18 protein-coding genes are annotated in these 19,669 nt (G+C 70.2%); 8 read left to right on the top strand and 10 right to left on the bottom strand.

Features of this window, described 5'->3' with window-relative positions:
• Positions 1-12: 12 nt before the first annotated feature.
• The 3 genes from INR38_RS16500 to INR38_RS16490 are packed head-to-tail and all read right to left on the bottom strand — an operon-like array spanning position 13 to position 3,002.
• Positions 13-975, bottom strand: coding sequence for a tripartite tricarboxylate transporter substrate binding protein (locus tag INR38_RS16500; protein WP_207442983.1), 963 nt, complete (start codon positions 973-975; stop codon positions 13-15).
• 46 nt (positions 976-1,021) lie between these two features.
• The gene (locus INR38_RS16495; RefSeq protein ID WP_013804731.1) at positions 1,022-1,801 is read right to left on the bottom strand and encodes an SDR family NAD(P)-dependent oxidoreductase; all 780 of its coding nucleotides are present in this window, start codon (positions 1,799-1,801) and stop codon (positions 1,022-1,024) included.
• A 22-nt stretch (positions 1,802-1,823) separates the two neighbouring features.
• The gene (locus INR38_RS16490; protein ID WP_207442984.1) at positions 1,824-3,002 is read right to left on the bottom strand and encodes a thiolase family protein; all 1,179 of its coding nucleotides are present in this window, start codon (positions 3,000-3,002) and stop codon (positions 1,824-1,826) included.
• A gap of 162 nt (positions 3,003-3,164) precedes the next feature.
• On the opposite strand from INR38_RS16490, the gene INR38_RS16485 reads away from it, so the two are divergent.
• From INR38_RS16485 to INR38_RS16470, 4 genes are all read left to right on the top strand, one after another.
• Positions 3,165-4,730: an AMP-binding protein gene (locus INR38_RS16485; protein WP_013804729.1), complete on the top strand. Its 1,566-nt coding sequence runs from the start codon at positions 3,165-3,167 to the stop codon at positions 4,728-4,730.
• 48 nt (positions 4,731-4,778) lie between these two features.
• Positions 4,779-5,921, top strand: coding sequence for an acyl-CoA dehydrogenase family protein (locus INR38_RS16480; RefSeq protein ID WP_012202629.1), 1,143 nt, complete (start codon positions 4,779-4,781; stop codon positions 5,919-5,921).
• Positions 5,922-6,192: 271 nt separating this feature from the next.
• Entirely contained in the window at positions 6,193-7,017 is an 825-nt protein-coding gene (locus INR38_RS16475) for a UPF0149 family protein (RefSeq protein ID WP_065348080.1), read from the top strand.
• A gap of 33 nt (positions 7,018-7,050) precedes the next feature.
• Entirely contained in the window at positions 7,051-7,365 is a 315-nt protein-coding gene (locus tag INR38_RS16470) for a helix-turn-helix domain-containing protein (RefSeq protein WP_012202639.1), read from the top strand.
• Here INR38_RS16470 and INR38_RS16465 read toward each other — a convergent pair.
• The 5 genes from INR38_RS16465 to INR38_RS16445 all read right to left on the bottom strand — a co-directional run bounded on the left by INR38_RS16465 (position 7,346) and on the right by INR38_RS16445 (position 12,100).
• Positions 7,346-7,837 (bottom strand): CinA family protein, encoded by a 492-nt coding sequence (locus tag INR38_RS16465; RefSeq protein WP_207442985.1) that lies wholly within the window; start codon positions 7,835-7,837, stop codon positions 7,346-7,348. The genes INR38_RS16470 and INR38_RS16465 overlap by 20 nt on opposite strands.
• Before the next feature lie 10 nt (positions 7,838-7,847).
• Positions 7,848-8,348: a phosphatidylglycerophosphatase A gene (locus tag INR38_RS16460; RefSeq protein ID WP_207442986.1), complete on the bottom strand. Its 501-nt coding sequence runs from the start codon at positions 8,346-8,348 to the stop codon at positions 7,848-7,850.
• A gap of 130 nt (positions 8,349-8,478) precedes the next feature.
• Entirely contained in the window at positions 8,479-10,131 is a 1,653-nt protein-coding gene (locus INR38_RS16455; RefSeq protein WP_207442987.1) for a DUF4139 domain-containing protein, read from the bottom strand.
• A 38-nt stretch (positions 10,132-10,169) separates the two neighbouring features.
• Positions 10,170-11,135, bottom strand: a complete 966-nt coding sequence (gene thiL / locus INR38_RS16450; RefSeq protein ID WP_207442988.1) for a thiamine-phosphate kinase — start codon at positions 11,133-11,135, stop codon at positions 10,170-10,172.
• Positions 11,136-11,200: 65 nt separating this feature from the next.
• Complete coding sequence (locus INR38_RS16445) at positions 11,201-12,100, bottom strand: LysR family transcriptional regulator (RefSeq protein ID WP_192368944.1); 900 nt, start codon at positions 12,098-12,100, stop codon at positions 11,201-11,203.
• Between the two features lie 70 nt (positions 12,101-12,170).
• Between INR38_RS16445 and INR38_RS16440 the strand changes: the two genes are divergently transcribed.
• From INR38_RS16440 to INR38_RS16425, 4 genes are all read left to right on the top strand, one after another.
• On the top strand, positions 12,171-13,619 hold the full coding sequence (locus INR38_RS16440; protein WP_199960469.1) for an acyclic terpene utilization AtuA family protein: 1,449 nt from the start codon (positions 12,171-12,173) through the stop codon (positions 13,617-13,619).
• On the top strand, positions 13,616-13,987 hold the full coding sequence (locus tag INR38_RS16435) for a hypothetical protein (protein WP_016450609.1): 372 nt from the start codon (positions 13,616-13,618) through the stop codon (positions 13,985-13,987). Before INR38_RS16440 ends, INR38_RS16435 begins: the two co-directional genes overlap by 4 nt.
• Positions 13,988-14,035: 48 nt before the next feature.
• A complete protein-coding gene (locus tag INR38_RS16430; protein WP_207442989.1) occupies positions 14,036-15,019 on the top strand; it encodes a tripartite tricarboxylate transporter substrate binding protein in 984 nt (327 codons plus the stop codon).
• 108 nt (positions 15,020-15,127) lie between these two features.
• Complete coding sequence (locus tag INR38_RS16425; RefSeq protein ID WP_207442990.1) at positions 15,128-17,248, top strand: alpha/beta hydrolase domain-containing protein; 2,121 nt, start codon at positions 15,128-15,130, stop codon at positions 17,246-17,248.
• 20 nt (positions 17,249-17,268) lie between these two features.
• Here the strand turns inward: INR38_RS16425 and INR38_RS16420 are convergent, their stop codons facing one another.
• Together INR38_RS16420 and INR38_RS16415 are read right to left on the bottom strand one after the other, a co-directional pair.
• Positions 17,269-18,393 carry a YbdK family carboxylate-amine ligase gene (locus INR38_RS16420; RefSeq protein ID WP_013804717.1) on the bottom strand — a complete coding sequence of 375 codons (1,125 nt, stop codon included), beginning with the start codon at positions 18,391-18,393 and terminating at the stop codon, positions 17,269-17,271.
• Complete coding sequence (locus INR38_RS16415; protein ID WP_043820084.1) at positions 18,383-19,645, bottom strand: cation:proton antiporter; 1,263 nt, start codon at positions 19,643-19,645, stop codon at positions 18,383-18,385. Before INR38_RS16415 ends, INR38_RS16420 begins: the two co-directional genes overlap by 11 nt.
• Positions 19,646-19,669: the final 24 nt, after the last annotated feature.

The raw sequence follows: 19,669 nt of genomic DNA, 5'->3' as shown, positions 1-19,669 counted from the left end.
GTCGAAATCAGTTCAGTCGAGTTGCAGCTGGCGGCTGGTGATCAGCGCGCCCCAGCTCTTGCGGTCGTTGTCCACCAGCTGGGTGAACTGCGCCTGCGGCATGCCGCCAGGGCGGCCGCCGAGCTCGCGGTAGCGGCGCGCCACCTCGGGGTCCCGGAGCACGGCGACAAGGCCGTCGGTGAGCTTGCGCACCACGGCGGGCGGCGTCTGCGCGGGCAGGAAGAAACCCATCCAGCCGACCTTGTCGAAGTCCTGCAGGCCCAGTTCGGTGGCGGTGGGCACCTCGGGCAACTCGGGCTCGCGCTGCGCGCCGGTCACGGCGATGGGATGCAGCTTGCCCGCCTTGATATGCACCAGCGAGGCCGTGAGGTTGTCGAACATGAACTGCGTCTCTCCCGAGACGATGGCCGCCGTCGCCGGTGCCGAGCCACGGTAGGGCACATGCACCACGTCCACGCCCGTGCGCTCGCGCAGCAGCTCGCCCATGAGGTGCGTGGTCTGGCCCACGCCGGCCGAAGAGAACGACAGCTTGCCCGGCGCCTGCCGCGCGGCCTTGAGCAGATCCTCCAGCGAGCGCACCGGCGATGCCTGCGGCACGACCAGCACGTTGGAAAACGAGATCATGTCCGTCAGCGCCACGAAGTCCTCGGGCCTGTAGGGCAGCTTCTTGTAGGCCGTGTAGTTGATGGCGTTGGAGCCCGTGTTGCCCACCAGCACCGTATAGCCGTCCGGCTGCGCGCGTGCCACCTGGCTGGCACCGATGGAGCCGCCCGCGCCGGGCCTGTTGTCCACGATGACGGGCTGGCCCAGCCGCTCGCCCAGCTTGAGCGCCAGCAGCCGCGCGGGAATGTCGGTGGAGCCCCCGGCCGCGCCCGGCACGACCAGGGTGATGGGCCGCGTGGGCCAGGCATCGGCTGCAATGGCTGCCGTGGCGCACAGCCAGGCAGCCGCCGCCAGCGTGAGGCGTTTGAACATGGTGTCTCCTCTGTGCGCCTTGGGTTTTGCGAGGCCCGGAAGGCGCTCAGCGAGGACTCATGCGGATGGCGCCGTCGAGGCGAATCGTCTCACCATTGAGCATGGGATTTTCAAGAATGTGCAGCGCGGTCATCGCGTACTCGGACGGGTGGCCCAGGCGTGCGGGGTTGGGCACGGAGGCGGCCAGCGACTGGCGGATGTTGTCGGGCAGCTTGGCCAGGATGGGCGTGTCGAACAGGCCCGGCGCAATGGTGCACACGCGGATCATGCGCGTGGCCAGGTCGCGCGCGGCGACGATGGTCATGCCGATGATGCCGGCCTTGGCCGAGGCGTAGGGAATCTGGCCGATCTGCCCCTCGTAGCCCGCCACCGAGGCCGTGAGCACGCAGGCGCCGCGCTCGCCTTGCACAGGCTCGTTGCGCGCCATGCTGGCGGCGGCCAGGCGCAGCGTGTTGAAGGTGCCGATCAGGTTCACGCGCACGATGCCCGTGTACTTGTCCAGCGAGCCGGGGCTGCCGTCCTTCTCCACCAGCCGCAGCGGCCCGCCCACGCCCGCGCAGTGCACCAGGGCGCGGAACTCGCCGAAGTCCTCGGCGGCCGCAATGGCGGCGGCCATCTGGTCGGCGTCGGCCACGTCGGCCTTCACGAAGCGCAGGCGGCTGCCGTGGCGCTGGCGTGCGGCGTCCACCATGGCTGCGCCGCGGTCCTCGTTCAGGTCCACCACCACCACGTTCAGGCCGCGTTCCAGCAGCGCCTGGGCCGATGCCTCGCCCAGGCCCGATACGCCGCCCGTCACCAGGGCTGTCATGTTCTCTTGCAGTTGCATGGATGTGTCTCCGGTGCCTGGCTCACAGGCGTTCGATGATGGTGGCGTTGGCCATGCCGCCGGCCTCGCACATGGATTGCAGGCCATAGCGCGCGCCGCTGTCCTCCAGCGCGTGCAGCATGGTGGTCATCAGGCGGATGCCCGAGGCCCCCAACGGATGCCCCAGGGCGATGGCGCCGCCGCGCGGGTTCAGCCGCTCAGGGTCGGCGCCCAGTTCTTTTTGCCAAGCCAGCGGCACGGAGGCGAAGGCCTCGTTGATCTCGCAGTGGTCCATCTGCTCCAGCCGCATGCCGGCCTTGGCCAGCACGCGCCGCGTGGCGGGAATGGGGGCCGTGAGCATGTACAGCGGATCGTCGCCCACCACGTCCAGCGCCACGAAGCGCGCACGCGGGCGCAGGCCCAGTTGCTGGGCGCGCTTTTCGCTCATCAGCAGCATGGCGCTGGCGCCGTCGGTCATCTGCGAGGCATTACCCGCCGTGGTGTGCCAGCGGATCTGCGGAAAGCGCGCCGACAGCTCGTCGTTCTGGAACACGGCCTTGAGCGCGCCCAGCTTCTGCGCCGTGGTGCCCGGGCGGATGGTCTCGTCGGCCTTGACGAGGCCGGCAGGCGTGGTGATGCCCACGATCTCGCGCTCGAAGTGCCCGGCCGACTGGGCCGCATGGGCGCGCTGGTGCGATCGCGCGGCATAGGCATCCAGTTCCTCGCGGCCCAGGCCCCAGCGCGCGGCCACGAGGTCGGCCGACACGCCCTGGCCCACCAGCCCCGGCGCAAAGCGCGCATCGAAGCGCGCGCCCGTGGTGTTCTGCCCCATGCGCGAGCTGCCCATGGGCACGCGGCTCATGGACTCCACGCCGCAGGCGATCACCATGTCCTGCGTGCCCGACATGATGGCCTGCACGGCAAAGTGCACCGCCTGCTGGCTGGAGCCGCACTTGCGGTCGATGGTGGTGGACGGCACATGGGCCGGCAGGCCTGCGGCCAACCAGGCCAGGCGGCCCGGCGTGCCCGCCTGCTCGCCGGCCTGGCTCACGCAGCCGGTGATCACATCGTCCACCGCGCCGGGGTCGATGCGGTTGCGCTGCACGAGCTGATCCAGCACCTGGCTGAGCAGATCGACGGGGTGGAGCTGGGCCAGGGCGCCATCGGGCTTGGCCCGGGCCATGGGACTGCGGATGGCATCGACGATGACGGGTGTGTTCATGCGGATTTAATGAGACTGAAGGTTCATGAAATGAATGATAAGTCTCGAAATTTGCATTGAACAAAGCGTTTTCCCGGATGAAAAACCGAGCGTAAACAAAAATACTTGCTGAAAACCCGATGAATTCGAGACGGCGGATTCAAAAAAGCAAAGGAGACAGGCGTGCATGACTTTCACAGCTGGGCCGATGCCCGGCCCGACCGCGTTGCGCTGACCATGGGCGACAGCGGCCAGCAGCACACGGCGGGCGCGCTGGCGCAGCGCTCGCGCGAGGTGGCGCAGTGGATGGCAGGGCAGGGCCTGGCGGCCGGCGACACGGTGGCCGTGCTGATGGAAAACCGCGTGGAGATCCTGGAGCTGGTGCTGGCCGCGCGCCTGGCGGGCCTGTACGCGGTGGTCATCAGCACCCACCTGACGGCGCCCGAGGTGGCCTACATCCTGGGCGACAGCGGGGCGCGCCATGTCTTTGCCTCGGCCGCCACGGCGGCGCAGCTGCCGGCCGCGCTGGCCGCGACCGTGCATTCGGTGGACGGAGACTGCGCATCCACGGGCCTGCCGTCGCTGGCCGATGCCCTGGCCGCCTGGCGTGCGCAGGCGCCCGCGCCCATCGACCTGTCCAGCCGTCCGCTGGGGCGCGACCTGCTGTATTCCTCCGGCACCACGGGCCGGCCCAAGGGGATCAAGAAGGCGCTGCCGGCGGCGCTCTACCGCACGCAGGCCGACCCCGAATTCCTGGCCTGGCAGCGCAACATGGGCTTTGATGCCGACGCGGTCTACCTCTCGCCCGCGCCGCTGTACCACGCAGCGCCGCTGCGCTACTGCCTGCGCACGCTGGACGGCGGCGGCGCGGTGGTGATCACGGCGCGCTTCGACGCCCAGCAGGCGCTGGCCATGATCGAGCGCTACCGCATCACCCACAGCCAGTGGGTGCCGACCATGCTGGGCCGCCTGCTGCAGCTGCCCGAGGAGGTGCGGCACGGCTATGACCTGTCCAGCCACCGCTGCGCCATCCATGCGGCCGCGCCCTGCCCGGTGGCCGTCAAGCAGGCGCTGCTGGACTGGTGGGGCGACATCCTGCTGGAGTACTACGCAGGCTCCGAAGGCTGCGGCATCACCCTGATCAACTCCGCCGAATGGCGCCGGCGTCCAGGCTCCGTGGGCCGCGCCAGCTACGGTCGGCTGCGCATCGTGGGCGACGACGGGCAGGAGCTGCCTGCGGGCCAGATCGGCCGCGTGTTCTTCTCGGACGTGGCGCCCTTCGCCTACCTCAACGACCCCGCCAAGACCCGCGAGGCCATCGACGAGCGCGGCTGGGCCACCTATGGCGACCTGGGCCATGTGGACGAGGAGGGCTACCTCTTCCTCAGCGACCGGCGGGCCGACCTCATCCTGTCGGGCGGCGTCAACCTCTATCCGCAGGAGATAGAGAACGCGCTGGCCACGCACCCGGCCGTGCAGGAGGTGGCCGTGGTCGGCGTGCCCGAGCCCGACTTCGGCGAGCAGCCCATGGCCGTGGTCGTGCTGCGCCAGGGCCATGCGGCCAGCGCCGAGATGGCGCGCGCCATCGTCGCCGAGGCCGGCGCCACGCTGTCGCGCCTCAAGCGCCCGCAGCGCCTGCAGTTCGTGGACGAGCTGCCGCGCCTGCCCACGGGCAAGCTGCTGCGCCGCGTGCTCAAGGACAGGCTGCGCGAGCAGCCGCACGCGGGCTTCAACCTGCGCAGCGCCTGAACCGCCCTTCACCGTCTTTCCTCACCGACAACCACCGGATACCGACCCATGCAAGACCTGACCGAGCGCTCCGTCTACCGCGAAGACCATGAACAGTTCCGCGAGCAGGCCCGCCGCTTCTTCGAGCGCGAGATCGTCCCCCACCATGCCGAATGGGAGCGCCAGGGCATCGTGCCCAAGGAGGTCTGGCGCAAGGCCGGACGCGAAGGCCTGCTCAACCCCATGCTGCCCGAGCCCTACGGCGGCGGCGGCGACTTCGGCCATGCCGCCGTGCTGCTGGAGGAGATCGCGCGCACGGGCGCCAGCGGGCTGGGCTTTCCGCTGCATTCGGACATCGTCGCGCCCTACATCCATGCCTATGGCAGCAAGGCCCAGAAGGACCGCTGGCTGCCGCGCATGGCCGCAGGCGAGCTGATCGGCGCCATCGCCATGACCGAGCCCGGCGCGGGCAGCGACCTCAAGTCCGTGCGCACCACGGCGCGGCGCGAGGGCGACCACTACGTGCTCAACGGCCAGAAGACCTTCATTACCAACGGCATCAATTCGGAGCTGGTCATCGTCGTCGCCAAGACCGCGCCCGAGATGGGTGCCAAGGGCGTGTCCCTGATCGTGGTCGAGGACGGCATGCCAGGCTTCTCCAAGGGCCGCAAGCTCGAGAAGATCGGCCTTATGGCGCAGGACACCTCGGAGCTGTTCTTCGACAACGTGCGCGTGCCGGCCGACCACCTGCTGGGCGAGGAGAACGCGGGCTTCAGGTATCTGATGCACGAACTGGCCCAGGAGCGCCTGGTGGTGGCCGTGCGCGCGGCCGCCTCCATCGAGGCCTTTTTGCACAAGACCATTGCCTACACGCGCGAGCGCAAGGCCTTCGGCCAGCCCGTGTTCGACTTCCAGAACACGCGCTTCAAGCTGGCCGAGGCCAAGGCCCAGGCCACCATGCTGCGCGTCTTCGTGGACGACTGCATCGCCCTGCACCTGCGCCGCGCGCTCGCCCCCGACCGGGCGGCCATGGTCAAGCTCAATGCCACGGCGCTGCAAAACCGCCTGCTCGACGAATTCCTGCAACTGCACGGGGGCTACGGCTACATGACCGAATACCAGATCGGCCGCGCCTGGACCGATGCGCGCATAGGGCGCATCTACGGGGGGAGCGACGAGATCATGAAGGAGATCATCGCCAGGACTCTTTGAACCCCCTGAGCCGCTGCGCGGCTTCCCCCTCTCTACTCGCTTCGCGAGGGAGGGGGACGGCGCCATCGCCGCGAGGCGGCTCTTGCTCGGCGCCCCTGGCTTTGGGCCGCGCCCGTCTCAGGGGTCACGGGCGATCGGGGCGGCTGGGCTTTCGGGGGCAAGTTCCGACCGGGCGCCACGGACATGGCGGCGCGGCTACACTGCGGGCCATTCATTCGAGGGGCTGGCCGTGGCTGGTTCCTTCCCCCTGTTTTCCCTAGAGATTTCCGCCATGTCCAACGACGCCCACGAAGCCACCGCCCTGCCCGACGAGCCTGCCCTGACGCCCGAGGCGCTGGAGGAACTCGACGATCTGCTCGACGAGCTGCGCACGCGCGGCGACGAGATTCCGCAGTGGGAGTTCTGCGACGGTTTCCTGACGGCGCTGATCTGCACGCGCCGCGAGGTGCCGGCCGCCGAGTGGCTGCCCATGCTGCTGGGCGACGGCGGCACGCTGGAGGTGGCCGAGGGCCAGCCGCTGCCGCTGATGGAAGTGTTCAAGGACGCGGCGCAGCAGGCGCGCTTTCTGGAGCTGGTGGGCCTGCGCATGGACGAGATCCGCACCCAGCTGGACGCCGACGTGAAGACGCTGGAAGACGACCGCACCTTCCAGCCCGAGGCCATGGACATGCGCGGCGCCATCCTGTCGCTGCCCGAGGAAGAGCGTCCCGATGACGGCGAGATTCCCTCGTTCGGCCAGATCTGGGCGCTGGGCTTCATGTTCGTGGTCGAGAACTGGGCCGAGGAATGGGCTGCCCCGCGCGACAAGGAAGCCGCCGGCTGGCTCAACGAGGCGCTCAACGCCGTCGTGGCCCTGACCGAGGACGACACCGGCAAGCCCGAAGTCTGCATGTACGACGAGGACGGCCCCGCCAGCACCAGCCAGGAGCGCGTGGAGCAGTTCGGCGAGGCCATCTGGGCGCTGTACGACCTGCGCCAGATCTGGAAGAGCATGGGCCCGCGCCAGGAAACCATCGTCAAGGGCGAGCAGCCGGGCCGCAACGACCCCTGCCCCTGCGGCAGCGGCAAGAAGTTCAAGAAGTGCCACGGCGCCTGAGCGCCCGCGCCACAGGCTTTGGATGCACGGGCCATGAGACATATCGGTGAACGCATACGCGCCCGCCGCGCCGAACTGGGCATGACCCAGGGCCGGCTGGCCGAGGCGGCGGGCATCACGGCCTCGGCCGTGTCGCAGATCGAATCGGGGGCCATCCGCACCCTCAAGAACGACACCCTGGCCCGCGTGGCCCTGGCGCTGCAGACCACGGCGCTGGAGCTGACGGCCGGCCTGGAAGACGACAACGCGCCGCTGCCCGTGGACGAGCAGCGCCTGCTGGAAAGCTACCGCGCCCTGCCTGCACCGCTGCAGGAGATCGCGCACCGGCTCATAAAAGCCTTGCGCTGATCAGCGCATTGAGGCGCTGCAGGGCATGGACCATGGTGGCCTGGCGCACGGCGGCGCGGTCGCCGTCAAAGCGCAGGCATTCACTGTGCGTGGTGCCGTACACGCTCCAGCCGAACCAGACCGTGCCCACGGGCTTGGCGGCGCTGCCGCCGCCCGGCCCGGCCACGCCTGTCACGGCCACGCTGCACTGCGCGCGTGAGTGGGCGATGGCGCCTTCGGCCATGGCGCGCGCCACGGGCTCGCTCACGGCGCCGTGCTCGGCGATCAGCGCCTCGGGCACGCCCAGCAGGTCGTGCTTGGCCGCGTTGGAGTAGCTGACAAGCCCGCGCTCGAACCATTCGCTGGAGCCGGCGCGGTCCGTGCAGGCCGCAGCGATCATGCCGCCCGTGCAGCTCTCGGCCGTGGCCAGCATCCAGCCGCGCTGCAGCAGCAGGCCTGCCAGGGTTTCGACGAGTTCGTTGGATGCGTTCATGCCCGTTCCTTCAGCCGATGAAATGGCGCCATAGCGCGATGACCAGCAGCGTGCAGAAGGCTGCCACCAGGTCATCGAACATGATCCCCCAGCCGCCGCGCCAGCCGAAGCCCTTGAAGCACCGGTCGGCCCATTTGACGGGCTGGGGCTTGGCGGCGTCGAAGAAGCGGAACAGCGCAAAGGCGATGAGCTGGCCCCAGAAGCCCGCGGGCATGACCAGCCACAGCACCAGCCAGAAGGCCACGATCTCGTCCCAGACCAGGTTGCCCGGGTCGGCCACGCGCATGTGGCGCGCCGTGACCGTGCAGGCCCACCAGCCCAGGGGAATGCTGCCCGCGATCAGCAGGCCGATCTGCTGGGGCGTGAACCAGTGCTGCAGCAGCAGGAAGGACAGCCAGGCCCACAGCGTGCCCACGGTGCCCGGCGCGATGCGCCCCAGCCCCGAGCCCAGCCCCATGGCGATGAAGTGCGCCGGGTGGGACATCATGAATTCCAGCGTGGGGCGTGCCATGCCGCCCTGCGGCGGGCCTTCCGGTGGGCGCGCCGCAGAGGCAAAGGTGGGGGTAGCAGGATCGCCGGAAACCTCCGGCCGCAGCGGCGCGTCACTCATGGGGCGAGATCATAAGCGCGGCCCTGGTGCTTCACTGACGCTCTTCGACCGCCAGATCCTGCGGATGGCGGATCTGGTGGCGGGCCTCGAAGCTGGCGCTGGCGCCAGCGGCCAGCGGCTGCTGCCAGGCGATCATGCCGTTGCGGTCGTTCCAGCGCGTGGTGGCCGGCTGCGGGTTGTATTGGGACTGCACGCGGATCTGGTCATTGCGCGAGACGGGTGCGGCGTCCACCACCTGCAGCTCGATGGCGCGGTCATGGCGGTTGTCCACCTGGAAGCGCCGCGTGACCTGGCGTTCGGTGCTGCTGCTGAGCAGGCCGCCGCTGCCCGTGGCCGAGTCCACGGGCAGGTTGCGCACCACCACCTTGTCATCGCGGCCGAAGGACAGGCCCTGGGCCAGCGCGGCGGCGTTGCCGAAGTCCAGCCGGCCCTGGCCGGCGAAGGCGCCGTCGCGGAACAGGGCCACGGGGCCTGCGGGCCACACACCGGCCGGCACGGCCAGCTGGGCCACCAGGTAGGCGGCCTCTTCCACGGCGGGCGCCGTGCGCGTGAGCAAGGTGGCCGGCAGGTTCTGCGCGCCCAGGGCCAGGGTCACGCGCTCGCTGCTGGAGGGCACGCTGATGCGGTAGGGCACGGAGAACTGCGTGGCGTAGGCGGTGTTGAGGCTGGCGACATCGAGCACCGGCAGTTCGGCGGCCTCGCTGGCCGCCCCGGGCTTGCGGGTGCGCTCCAGCATCATCGCAGGGGCCGCCGGGGCAGGCGCTGGCGGAGGGGCCATGGCGGCCACGGGGCGGGGCCGTTCCACATCCAGCGTCCAGGGATTGGGCAGGCGCGCCTGCGTGCTGCGCGAAGGCTGGCCCGTGGACAGCAGCAGCTGCACCTGGCTCCAGTCCTCACCGCTGTTCTGGGCCACCAGGGCCAGGCGTTCGATGGCCACCGTGCCCTTGGCCGGGTCCAGCTGGGCGCGGTAGGTGGGCTGCCAGCTCGGGCCGCGCACTTGGTAGGTGAGCTGCACATTGGCATCGGCCGGGCTGGCCAGTTGCACGGTGACCTTCATCACCTGGGCGTTGCCGGCGCCCGTACGGTCGCGTTCGAGCTGCAGCGGCCTGAGCTGCTCCTGCAGCGCCTGCTTTTGCCGCAGGATCTGGTGGGCGCGCAGCGTGTTGCCGCGGCTGGTGCTGCGCAGCGCCTCGGTGGCGGCGCCCAGCTGGCTGGCGGCGGGCAGGGCGGGGGCTTTGGCGTCATCGCCGGGCTTGGCCAGGCCTTGCAGGTAGTCGCCCACGAGCTTGGCGGCGGACTCGTCGGCCTCCAGCGCGGCCAGCTGGTCTTCCAGCGTGCGGATCTGCTGCTCCAGCGGGCTGGCGCAGGCCTTGGAGGCCAGTTCGCGCGGCTGCGACTGCAGCTTGTAGTCGCCCAGGCGCACGCCGGCATCGGCGCTGACCTGCAGGCTCTGCGGGTCGATGGAGCCGGGCAGGCACTCGAACACCAGCTGGCGCGTGGCGGCCGTGATGCGCGCCGTGCGCTCCACCGAGGCCACGCCCGCATACAGGGTGACGCGTGCGATGGGGGCGCGGGCGATGGTGGCTTCCTGGGCTTGTGCCTGGGCCTGGACCGGGGTGCCTGCCAGCAGGAAGCAGGCGGCGGCCAGGGCAGAGAGGGCGGGCAGGGCGGAGCGTTGAACCATGGGCAGTCCTTCTCGGATGAAAGTGGTTTGGCGCGGCGTCAGGCCGCAGCGAAGTGGTCGAATGAGGTCCACCGGGGCGCCATGGCCGCTCCGTCCGGGCCGATCAGCCGCAGGCCGGGCTGCTCCTCGATGCAGCCTATGCGCGTCACGCGCGTGGCGCTGTCGCGGCCTGCGGCCTGCACGGCATCGCGCCGGTCGGCCGGGGCCGTGAAGCACAGCTCGTAGTCGTCGCCGCCGGACAGGGTGCACTGGTGCAGCAGGTCGATGGCCAGGGGCGTGTGCCGGCCGGCATCGAGCAGGGGCGTGACCAGGCGCGTATCCAGGCTGGCGCCCACGCGGGATTGCTCGAGGATGTGGCCCAGGTCGCCCAGCAGGCCGTCGCTCACATCCAGCGCGCTGCTGGCAATGCCGCGCAGCGCCTGGCCCAGGGCCACGCGCGGCGTGGGCGCTTCCAGGCGCTGGCGCGCGGCGGCCAGCGTGCCGGGTGGCAGGGTGGTGTGGCTCAGCAGGGCTTCCAGCGCCAGGCGGGCATCGCCCAGGCTGCCGCTGACCCAGATGTCGTCGCCCGCGCGCGCGCCGCTGCGCAGCAGGGCCTGGCCGGGCGGCACTTCGCCGAAGACGGTGATGCAGATGTTCAAGGGCCCCTGGGTGGTGTCGCCGCCGACCAGTTCGCAGCCGTGGGCGTCGGCCAGGGCCAGCAGGCCGCCTGCGAAGGCCTCGGTCCAGGCCGCATCGGCACGCGGCAGGGACAGGGCCAGGGTGAAGGCCAGCGGGCGTGCGCCGCAGGCCGCCAGGTCGGACAGGTTCACGGCCAGGGATTTGTGGCCCAGCAGGCGCGGGTCCACGTCGGCGAAGAAATGCCGGCCCTCGACCAGCATGTCGCTGGAGACGGCCAGCTGCATGCCCGGCGCCGGGGCGAGCAGGGCGCAGTCATCGCCCACGCCCAGGGCGGCGCGGCGCACGGGGCGCTGGAAGAAGCGGCGGATCAGGTCGAATTCACCCACGGTGGCGGCTTTCGGATGCGTTTGGCGATCGGGCTATTGTGCTGCGAGGTTCGTGCTGCCCCGTATCAGGTGGTCTCGCCCACACCGGGCCGATGCTCCAGCGCCAGCGCGTGGAAGGCCTGGGCGGCCGGCGACAGGCTGCGCTGGCGCCTGCGCACCAGGTACAGGTCGCGCCGGCGGTCGGCATCGGCCAGCGGGCGCGTCACCAGGCCAGGCTGCACGAAGTGGAACAGCGCCAGGGCCGGCACCACGCTGATGCCCAGGCCCGCGCGCACCATGCCCATCACGGTGGCCAGGTGCTCCACTTCCAGCAAGGTGTTGAGGGGCGGGGCCTGCTCCTGCGATTCCAGGTACTGGCGCACGCTGCTGTGGCGGGCGAGCTGGATGAAGGGCTGGTCCCGCAGGTCGGCCATGGTCGGCGCGGGCAGGGCCGCCAGCGCATGGTCGGCGCGGCAGACCAGGTGCAGACGGTCGGCGCAGAACCATTCGGCCTGCAGCTCCTCGGTGTCGGCGCGGATGGCGGCCAGCGCCAGGTCAGCCTGGCCCGAGGCCACCTGGGCGATGCAGGACTCGGACAGCAGGTCCGACACCTGCAGCTGTATGCCCGGATGGCGCGCATGGAACAGCGCCAGCACGGGCGGCAGCCAGGCCGCCGCCAGCGAAGGCAGCAGGGCGATGGACACGCGCCCGCGCTGCAGCGCCGCCGCCTCGCGCAGGCCGTGCACGGCATCGCCCAGGTCGGCGCGTATGCGCTGCGCGGCATCGAGAAACTGCGCCCCCTCCTGCGTCAGCGCCACGTGGCGCGTGCTGCGGTCGAACAGGCGCACGCCCACGCCGTCTTCCAGCCCCTTGATCAGGGCGCTGAAGGCCGGCTGCGACAGATGGCAGCGCTGCGCGGCCAGGGTGAAGCTGCTGAGCTGGGCCAGGGCGATGAAGGCATCGAGCTGGCGGGAGGAGATATTCATCTGTTTTTTGGATGAGTTGATCCGAATAATCGATTTCACAGATTAGCAGCCCTTGCCTACATTGGCCTGCATGGACCATCTGGAAACCTTCTTTGCCCCGGACAAGCCCCCGCTGTGGGTGGGCTGCGCAGCCGGCTTCTCGGGCGACCGCACCGATGCCGCCGCGCCCGTGGTGCGCGCCCTGGCGGCCAGCGGCCAGAGCGCCTGCCTGATCTTCGAGACCCTGGCCGAGCGCACGCTGGCGCTGGCCCAGCTCGCGCGCCGCGAGCAGCCCGACGCGGGCTACGAACCCCTGCTGGAGGACCTGCTGGAGCCCGTGCTGGCCGACTGCCTGGCGCATGGCATACGCATCGTCAGCAACTTCGGTGCGGCGAATCCCGAAGGCGCGGCGCGCTGCATCCAGCGGTTGGCGCAGCGCCTGGGCCTGCGCGTGCCGCGCATCGCCGTGGTGCATGGCGACGACGTCAGCGGCCCGGCGTACCGCGGGGCGCTGCGGGCCGCGCTGGGCGCGGAGTTTCCCGAGGATTCGCTGGTCAGTGCCAACGCCTACATCGGCGCGCGCGCGATTGCCGAGGCCCTGCAGGCCGGCGCCGAGATCGTGGTGGCCGGCCGTGTGTCCGACCCCTCGCTGACCCTGGGGCCGGCCATGGCGCATTTCGGCTGGGCCTGGGACGACTGGGACCGCCTGGCGCGCGCCACCATGGCCGGCCACCTGCTGGAATGCGGCGCCCAGGTCACGGGCGGCTACTTCGCCGACCCGGGCTTCAAGGACGTGCAGGGCCTGGCGCGGCTGGGCTATCCCATTGCCATCATCGAGCCCTCGGGCGACTGCACCATCACCAAGCCCGAAGGCACGGGCGGCCTGGTCAGCGAACGCACGGTCAAGGAACAGCTGCTGTACGAGGTGCACGACCCGGCCGCCTACCTGACGCCCGACGTGGTGGCCGACCTGTCCGAGGCCGAGGTGCACCAGGTGGGGCCTGACGCCGTGCGCCTGAGCGGCGTGCGCGGCCATGCGCACAACGGCCACTACAAGGTCAATGTCTGCCATGCCTCGGGCTGGCTGGCCGAGGGCGAGATCTCCTATGCCGGCCCGCGCGCCCTGGAGCGCGCCCGGCTGGCCGGCGAGGTGCTGCGCGAGCGCCTGGGCGGCGAGGCCGCAGGCGACCTGCGCCTGGACTGGATCGGCGTGGCCAGCGTGCTGGGCGACGACGCCGGCCGCTGGCGCGACGCGCAGCCGGCCAGCGCAGCCGCCCCCCAGGACGTGCGCCTGCGCGCCGCCTGGCTGCGCCCCACGCAGGCCCAGGCGCAGCGCCTGCCGCGCGAGGTCAATGCGCTGTACACCTGCGGGCCGGCCGGCGGCGGCGGCGTGCGCACGGCGCTGCGCGCGCGGCTGGGCACGGTGTCCTGCCTGCTGGCGCAGCAGAGCGTAGCCACCGGGTGGAAGTGGGCCGAGGAAGAGATCGACAAAGGGGTCGAGAAAGAGGCCGGGAAAGAAGCCGGGGAGCACGCCGCATGAACACACTGCAGACCACGATGCCCGTCACCGTGCCGTTGTACCGCCTGGCGCACGGGCGCACGGGGGACAAGGGCAACCGCTCCAACATCAGCCTCATCGCCTGGAATGCCGCCTGCTGGCCCGTGCTGGTGGAGCAGATCACCGAAGAGCGCGTGGCCGCGCACTTCGCCGCCCGGCGCCCGGCGCGCGTGCAGCGCTTCGTGCTGCAGCGCCTGCAGGCCATGAACTGGGTGCTGGACGCGGTGCTGGACGGCGGCGTCAACGACGCGCTCAACCTCGACAGCCACGGCAAGGCGCTGTCGTACTGGCTGCTGCAGATGCAGGTCCACATACCGGCTTCGCTGCTGCCCCACCTGGCGCCAGAGTAGCCGGCAGGACCTGCCCGTCACACATTCATCACAACAAAGGAGACAGACATGAACTTTTCGCAGAACCTTCCCCGCCGCCATGCGCTCGTGCTGGCCGCCTGCGCGCTGGCAGCCGCTGCAGCACCGGCCCTGGCGCAGGACTATCCGTCCAAGCCCATCACCTTCGTCGTGCCGTTTGCGGCCGGCAGCGCCACCGACCAGCTGGCACGGGCGCTGGGCCAGGCCGTGACCACGGCGACCAAGCAGGCCGTGGTGGTCGAGAACAAGGGCGGCGCCAGCGGCATGATCGCGGCCCAGCAGGTGGCGCGCTCGGCGGCCGATGGCTACACGGTGCTGATCACCACCAACACCACGCATGCGGCCAACCAGCATCTGTACAAGAAGCTGCCCTATGACGCGGTCAAGGACTTCGCGCCCGTGGCCGGGCTGGGCAAGGGCGGCCAGGTGCTGGTGGTGCGCGCCGATGCGCCGTACAAGAACGTGGGCGATCTGCTGGCGGCGGCGAAGAAGCAGCCGGGCAAGCTGTCGTTCGGCAGCGGCAGCTCCTCCAGCCGCGTGGCCGGTGAAATGCTCAAGCAGCTGGCCGGCGTGGATCTGATGCACGTGCCCTACAAGAGCAATCCGCTGGCCATAACCGACCTGCTGGGCGGCCAGATTGATCTGATGATCACCGACACCTCCACCGGCGTGCCCCAGGTCAAGTCGGGCAAGCTGCGCGCCCTGGGCTACTCCACCACCAAACGCAGCCCGCAGCTGCCCGAGGTGCCCACGCTGGAGGAAGCCGGCGTCAAGGGCTATGACATGGGCTACTGGTTCGCGGCCTACGCGCCCGCTGGCACGCCCGAGGCCGTGGTGGCCCGTCTGAACCGCCTGCTGTCCGACGCCGTGCACAGCGCGGGCGCCAAGTCCTTCTTCGAGATGTCCGGCTCCGAGAGCTGGACCGCAACGCCCCAGGAGCTGGCCGCCTTCCAGGCGGGCGAGACCCAGAAGTGGGGCCAGGTGATCAAGGCCGCCGGCATCCAGCCCGAGTAGGCCGCTCCCCGCTCTCCCGTTCCCTTTTTTTCCGAACCGTCCTAGGCCGCCGCAATGCACGGCGGCCAGGGCGGAGCCTTGCCTGTGCCATGACCCCAAGGAGACAACATGCACATCAGATCCACCCATCCACTGGCCCTTGCCCTGGCCGCATCCGGCCTGCTGACCGCCTGCGGCGGCAGTGACTCGCCCGCCGGCTCGCAGGCGCCTCGCATGCAGCTGAGCATCAGCGCCACCGAGGACTTTGCCGGCAGCTACGGCAGTGTTGGCGCCTATGAGAAAGTGACCGGCGTGCTGCGCGGCGAGCTGGACCCGGCCGACCCGAAGAACGCCGTGATCCAGGACCTGGCGCTGGCGCCCGTCAATGCGCGCGGCATGGTCGAGTACAGCACCGACTTCGTCATGCTCAAGCCCAAGGACATGTCCAAGGCCAGCGGCGTGCTGCGCTATGACGCGCCCAATCGCGGCAACATCCTGACCATGCCCAACCCCACGGCCACGCCCGGCGATGCGGTCTACCTGGAGCGCGGCTACGTGCTGCTGTATTCGGCCTGGCAGGGCGATGTGCCCAAGTCCACGCCAGCGCGCCTGACGGTCACCGTGCCCGTGGCCCGCAACAAGGACGGCAGCAGCATCACGGGGAGCTACCGCACCGAGCTGGTCCCGGCCGCCGCCGTGCCCTCCATGACCCTGCCCGGCGGCGTGTTCAACGGGACCATGATCCCCTACGAGCCCGCCAGCCTGGACAACACCCAGGCCGGCTACTCGCTCACGCGCCGCATCAACGAAACCGATGCGCGCCAGACCGTGCCTGCGGGCGACTGGAAGTTCGCCAGCTGCGATGCCGCTGCCAATCCCTTCCCCGGCACGCCTGCGGCCACCAGCGTCTGCCTGAAGGGCGGGTTCGATCCGCAGTACCTCTATGAGCTGGTCTACGTGGCCAAGGACCCCAAGGTCATGGGCGTGGGCCTGGCCGCGCTGCGCGACACGGTGAGCTTCTTCCGCGCCAAGGCGGCCGACGCCGACGGCAAGGCCAACCCGCTGGCCGGGCGCATCACGCACACCATCGGCCAGGGCACCTCGCAGTCGGGCAATGCCATGAAGACCTTCCTGCACCTGGGCTTCAACCAGGCGCTTGATGGCGGCAAGGTCTTCGACGGCATGTATGCCCACGTGGCCGCGCGCCAGACCAACATCAACACGCGCTTTGCCGTGCCCGGCGGCGGGGGCGGCCTGCGCACCGACCACACGGCCTTCGGACAGACCGCGCCGCGCGGCCTGGACAAGGACTACAGCGACGAGGTCAGCGGCCGCCAGGGCGGAGTGATGAAGCGCTGCGAAGCCAGCAACACCTGCCCCAAGTTCTTCCTGGGCCTGTCGGGCACGGAGTTCTGGCAGCTGCAGGGCTCGCCCGTGCTGACCGATGCCAATGGCCTGCGCGACATCGCCCAGCCCGCCAATGCGCGCATCTACTACTACGCCAGCACCCAGCATGGCGGCGCAGGCGGCACGGCCAGCATCGGCTATGCGCCCACGCGCAATGTCTATCCGGCCGGCACCGTGGTGCACTTCAACGACACGTTCCGCGCGCTGTTCGTCGCGCTGGAGGACTGGGTGGTGCGCGGCACCGAGCCGCCGGCCAGCCAGGTGCCCAAGCTGGCCGACGGCACCCTGGTGCGGCCCGACAAGCTGGTCTTTCCCGCCATGAAGGGCCTGAGCTGGAGCGTGGGCGGCGTGCAGACCGCCATCCCCGAGTTCCGCTACCTGGCGCGCCACAACGGCTTTGCGCTGCTCGACTTCGGCCCGCAGTACGTGCCGCAGGACGAAAGCGGCATCGCCACGCTGCAGCCGCCGCGCGCCACGGGCAAGGACTACGCCATCCTCGTGCCCCAGGTCGATGCGGCCACCGGCCTCACGCGCGCCGGCATCCGCAGCGTGGAGGCGCGGGCACCGCTGGGCACCAGCATGGAGTTCAACTACGTGGCCACGCCGGGCATCGTGGACCTGTCCAACCTCACGGGCAGCTTCATCCCCTTCCACAAGACGCGCGCGGCGCGGCTGGCGGCCGGTGACGGACGGCCTTCACTGGAGGAGCTGTATGTTGATCAGGCCGGCTACGTGAGCGCCGTCACGGCCGCGGCCCAGGACCTGGTGCGCCAGCGCCTGCTGCTGCAGCGCGACGCCGACGCGCAGATCACCGCCGCGCGTGCGGCGGCGGTGCTGCCTTGAGCCTGCGCTGAACGCAGGCCTCAGACGGCCTGGCCGCGAAAGCGCATGGCCGCCTGGCGCGAGACCTCGGCCAGCAGCTGCTCGCTGCGCTGGCGTTCGCGCAGCCAGCGGGCATCGTTGCTGCCGGCGGCCACGTCGCTGCGCAGCAGGTGCAGGGCGGGCGCGGCGCCATGGCGGGCCGCGTAGTCGGCCACGGCATCCATGGTCTTGAGGATGTGGTCGGCCAGCGGCATGTGCTCGCCCGTGGCCGGGTCCACGTACACGGCCTCCAGGCCGAAGCGGCAGGCCTGGAAGCGGTTGTAGGTGTAGACCAGGTAGTCGTCCTCCACGGGCGTGAAGGGCTGGGTGTCCATGAACCAGGCAGCCAGCGCCTGCACGTAGCCGGACAGGGCGGCTGCGCGCTCGATGGTCAGCGGCGTGTCGAACACGCGGATCTCGATGGTGCCGAACTCGGGCTTGGGCCGGATGTCCCAGTAGAAGTCCTTCATGCTCTTGACCACGCCCGTGCGCGTCATCTTGTCGAAGTACTGCTCGAACTCGCTCCAGTGCAGCACGCAGGGCGCGCGGCCCGACAGCGGAAAGGCGAATACCGAGTTCAGCCGCGCCGAGTCGAAGGCCGTGTCGTGGCCCTGCACGTAGGGGCTGGAGGCCGACAGCGCAATGAAGTGCGGGATGTAGCGCGACATGCGGTGCAGCATCAGCAGCGCCGCGTCGGCGTCGGGGCAGCCGATGTGCACGTGCTGGCCGAAGATGGTGAACTGCTTGGACAGGTAGCCGTACAGCTGCGACAGCTCCTGGAAGCGCGGCTTGTCGTAGATGCGCCGCTCATGCCACTGCTGGAAGGGGTGGGTGCCGCCACCCACCACGGCGATGTTGAGCTTGTCGGCGCTTTTGACCAGCGCATCGCGGATCTGGCTGAGCTGGCCCAGCACCTCCGAGGCCGAATGGCAGACGCTGGTGGAGATCTCGATCATGCTGTTCGTCATCTCGGGCACCACGCTGCCGGGCAGCGGGTTCTTGAGCATGAGGCGCAGCATGTCCTCGGCGTAGGGGGCCAGGTCGTAGTCGTGGGTGTTGACCAGCTGCAGTTCCAGCTCCACGCCCAGGGTCAGCGGTTCGGACGAGTTGAAGGCTTCAAGACTCACGTTCATCTCCTGCGGTATTCGTGCGGCTCAGCGGCTTCCAGGGACGGGAGCTTTCGCCGGAGCGGTAGATGGCCACGGTGGCCAGGGCGGCGCCCAGCACCTCCATCACCAAAATGGTGGGCAGGGCCACGCCTGCGATCTGCGCGCCCAGCTCGGGCGCGGCGGCCACGAACTGCGAGGCGATCAAAAGCGCCACCGACGACATGGGCGCCATGGCGCAGCCCACCCAGAAGGCCTGGCGCCAGTTGGCGCCCGTGCCCACATTGCCCACGGCCACGCCCATGGTCTTGGCGACCAGGCGTGCCAGGATCACGGCGCCCACCACGCCGGCCACCGGCGCGCTCCAGTCGGCCTGCGCGGCCACGGTGGAGACCAGCACGAACATCAGCATGGTCAGCAGCGAGGCCGCCGTGCCCAGCTGGCGCGGCCAGGCCCAGGGGCGCGGGTTGAACTGCTTGAGCAGGATGCCGCCCAGCAGCGCCGCCAGCGGCGCCGAGCCGCCCAGGTACGAGGCCACGGGCACGCTGGCCGAGATCAGCGTGAGAAAGAGGATGGAGGTGTTCTCGCTGGCCGGGCTCATGAAGCGCAGCGCCAGGCGCATCAGCACGGCCAGCACCAGGGCCACGGCCACCGAGACGCCCAGCACCACCAGCACCGGCATGATCGAGGCCACGAAGCCCGCCTTGGGCTGCGTCAGCATGCCCGCCTTGGCGCTGCCCAGGGCCAGCGCATACAGCGTGGACAGGGTGGCCAGCACCAGGCCGCGATCGGTCACGGCGCCTGCGGCACGCATGTCGGCCACCACGCGCGTCAGCACCAGGGGCGAGGCCGCCATGGCCACCAGGGCCAGCGGCCCGGCCACTTCGGGGGCCACGCCCAGCCAGCCCAGCACCAGGGAGACCAGCACATAGGTCAACGCGGATTCGGCCACGCTTTGCACCAGCACCATGGGGTTGTGGCGGAACCAGCGCAGCGTGATGCGCCCGCCGCATTCGAACAGCACGATGGCCACGCCCAGCTCCAGCAGGAACAATCCCGTGCCCTGCAGCGGCCAGGCGGTATTGGCGCCAAAGCCGATCAGCCCGGCAATGCCGCCGACCAGCGAATAGCCGACCACCTTGGGCAGGGCCGCATGGCGCTGGCAGGCGTAACCCACCATGGTGGCCACGGCCAGCAGCAGGGACCATTGCACCGTGGCCAACCCGGCCGATGGCCGCAGCCACGGTTCCCAGAAGCTCAGCATGTCATTCATAAGCGAGGTCCTTTGCGCGAGCCA

It is taken from the genome of Delftia sp. SD018, assembly GCF_017355445.1.
Classification (GTDB): domain Bacteria; phylum Pseudomonadota; class Gammaproteobacteria; order Burkholderiales; family Burkholderiaceae_C; genus Comamonas; species Comamonas acidovorans.
Note: the sequence above shows the minus strand (reverse complement) of the source record. Positions and strands in the feature narration are given on the sequence as shown.

Excerpts from the sequence above, each read along its gene's own strand:
- INR38_RS16500 (WP_207442983.1), bottom strand. The coding sequence starts at position 975 with ATGTTCAAACGCCTCACGCTGGCGGCGGCTGCCTGGCTGTGCGCCACG.
- INR38_RS16495 (WP_013804731.1), bottom strand. The coding sequence starts at position 1,801 with ATGCAACTGCAAGAGAACATGACAGCCCTGGTGACGGGCGGCGTATCG.
- INR38_RS16490 (WP_207442984.1), bottom strand. The coding sequence starts at position 3,002 with ATGAACACACCCGTCATCGTCGATGCCATCCGCAGTCCCATGGCCCGG.
- INR38_RS16480 (WP_012202629.1), top strand. The coding sequence starts at position 4,779 with ATGCAAGACCTGACCGAGCGCTCCGTCTACCGCGAAGACCATGAACAG.
- INR38_RS16475 (WP_065348080.1), top strand. The coding sequence starts at position 6,193 with ATGTCCAACGACGCCCACGAAGCCACCGCCCTGCCCGACGAGCCTGCC.
- INR38_RS16470 (WP_012202639.1), top strand. The coding sequence starts at position 7,051 with ATGAGACATATCGGTGAACGCATACGCGCCCGCCGCGCCGAACTGGGC.
- INR38_RS16465 (WP_207442985.1), bottom strand. The coding sequence starts at position 7,837 with ATGAACGCATCCAACGAACTCGTCGAAACCCTGGCAGGCCTGCTGCTG.
- INR38_RS16460 (WP_207442986.1), bottom strand. The coding sequence starts at position 8,348 with ATGGCACGCCCCACGCTGGAATTCATGATGTCCCACCCGGCGCACTTC.
- INR38_RS16455 (WP_207442987.1), bottom strand. The coding sequence starts at position 10,131 with ATGGTTCAACGCTCCGCCCTGCCCGCCCTCTCTGCCCTGGCCGCCGCC.
- INR38_RS16445 (WP_192368944.1), bottom strand. The coding sequence starts at position 12,100 with ATGAATATCTCCTCCCGCCAGCTCGATGCCTTCATCGCCCTGGCCCAG.
- INR38_RS16440 (WP_199960469.1), top strand. The coding sequence starts at position 12,171 with ATGGACCATCTGGAAACCTTCTTTGCCCCGGACAAGCCCCCGCTGTGG.
- INR38_RS16435 (WP_016450609.1), top strand. The coding sequence starts at position 13,616 with ATGAACACACTGCAGACCACGATGCCCGTCACCGTGCCGTTGTACCGC.
- INR38_RS16430 (WP_207442989.1), top strand. The coding sequence starts at position 14,036 with ATGAACTTTTCGCAGAACCTTCCCCGCCGCCATGCGCTCGTGCTGGCC.
- INR38_RS16425 (WP_207442990.1), top strand. The coding sequence starts at position 15,128 with ATGCACATCAGATCCACCCATCCACTGGCCCTTGCCCTGGCCGCATCC.
- INR38_RS16415 (WP_043820084.1), bottom strand. The coding sequence starts at position 19,645 with ATGAATGACATGCTGAGCTTCTGGGAACCGTGGCTGCGGCCATCGGCC.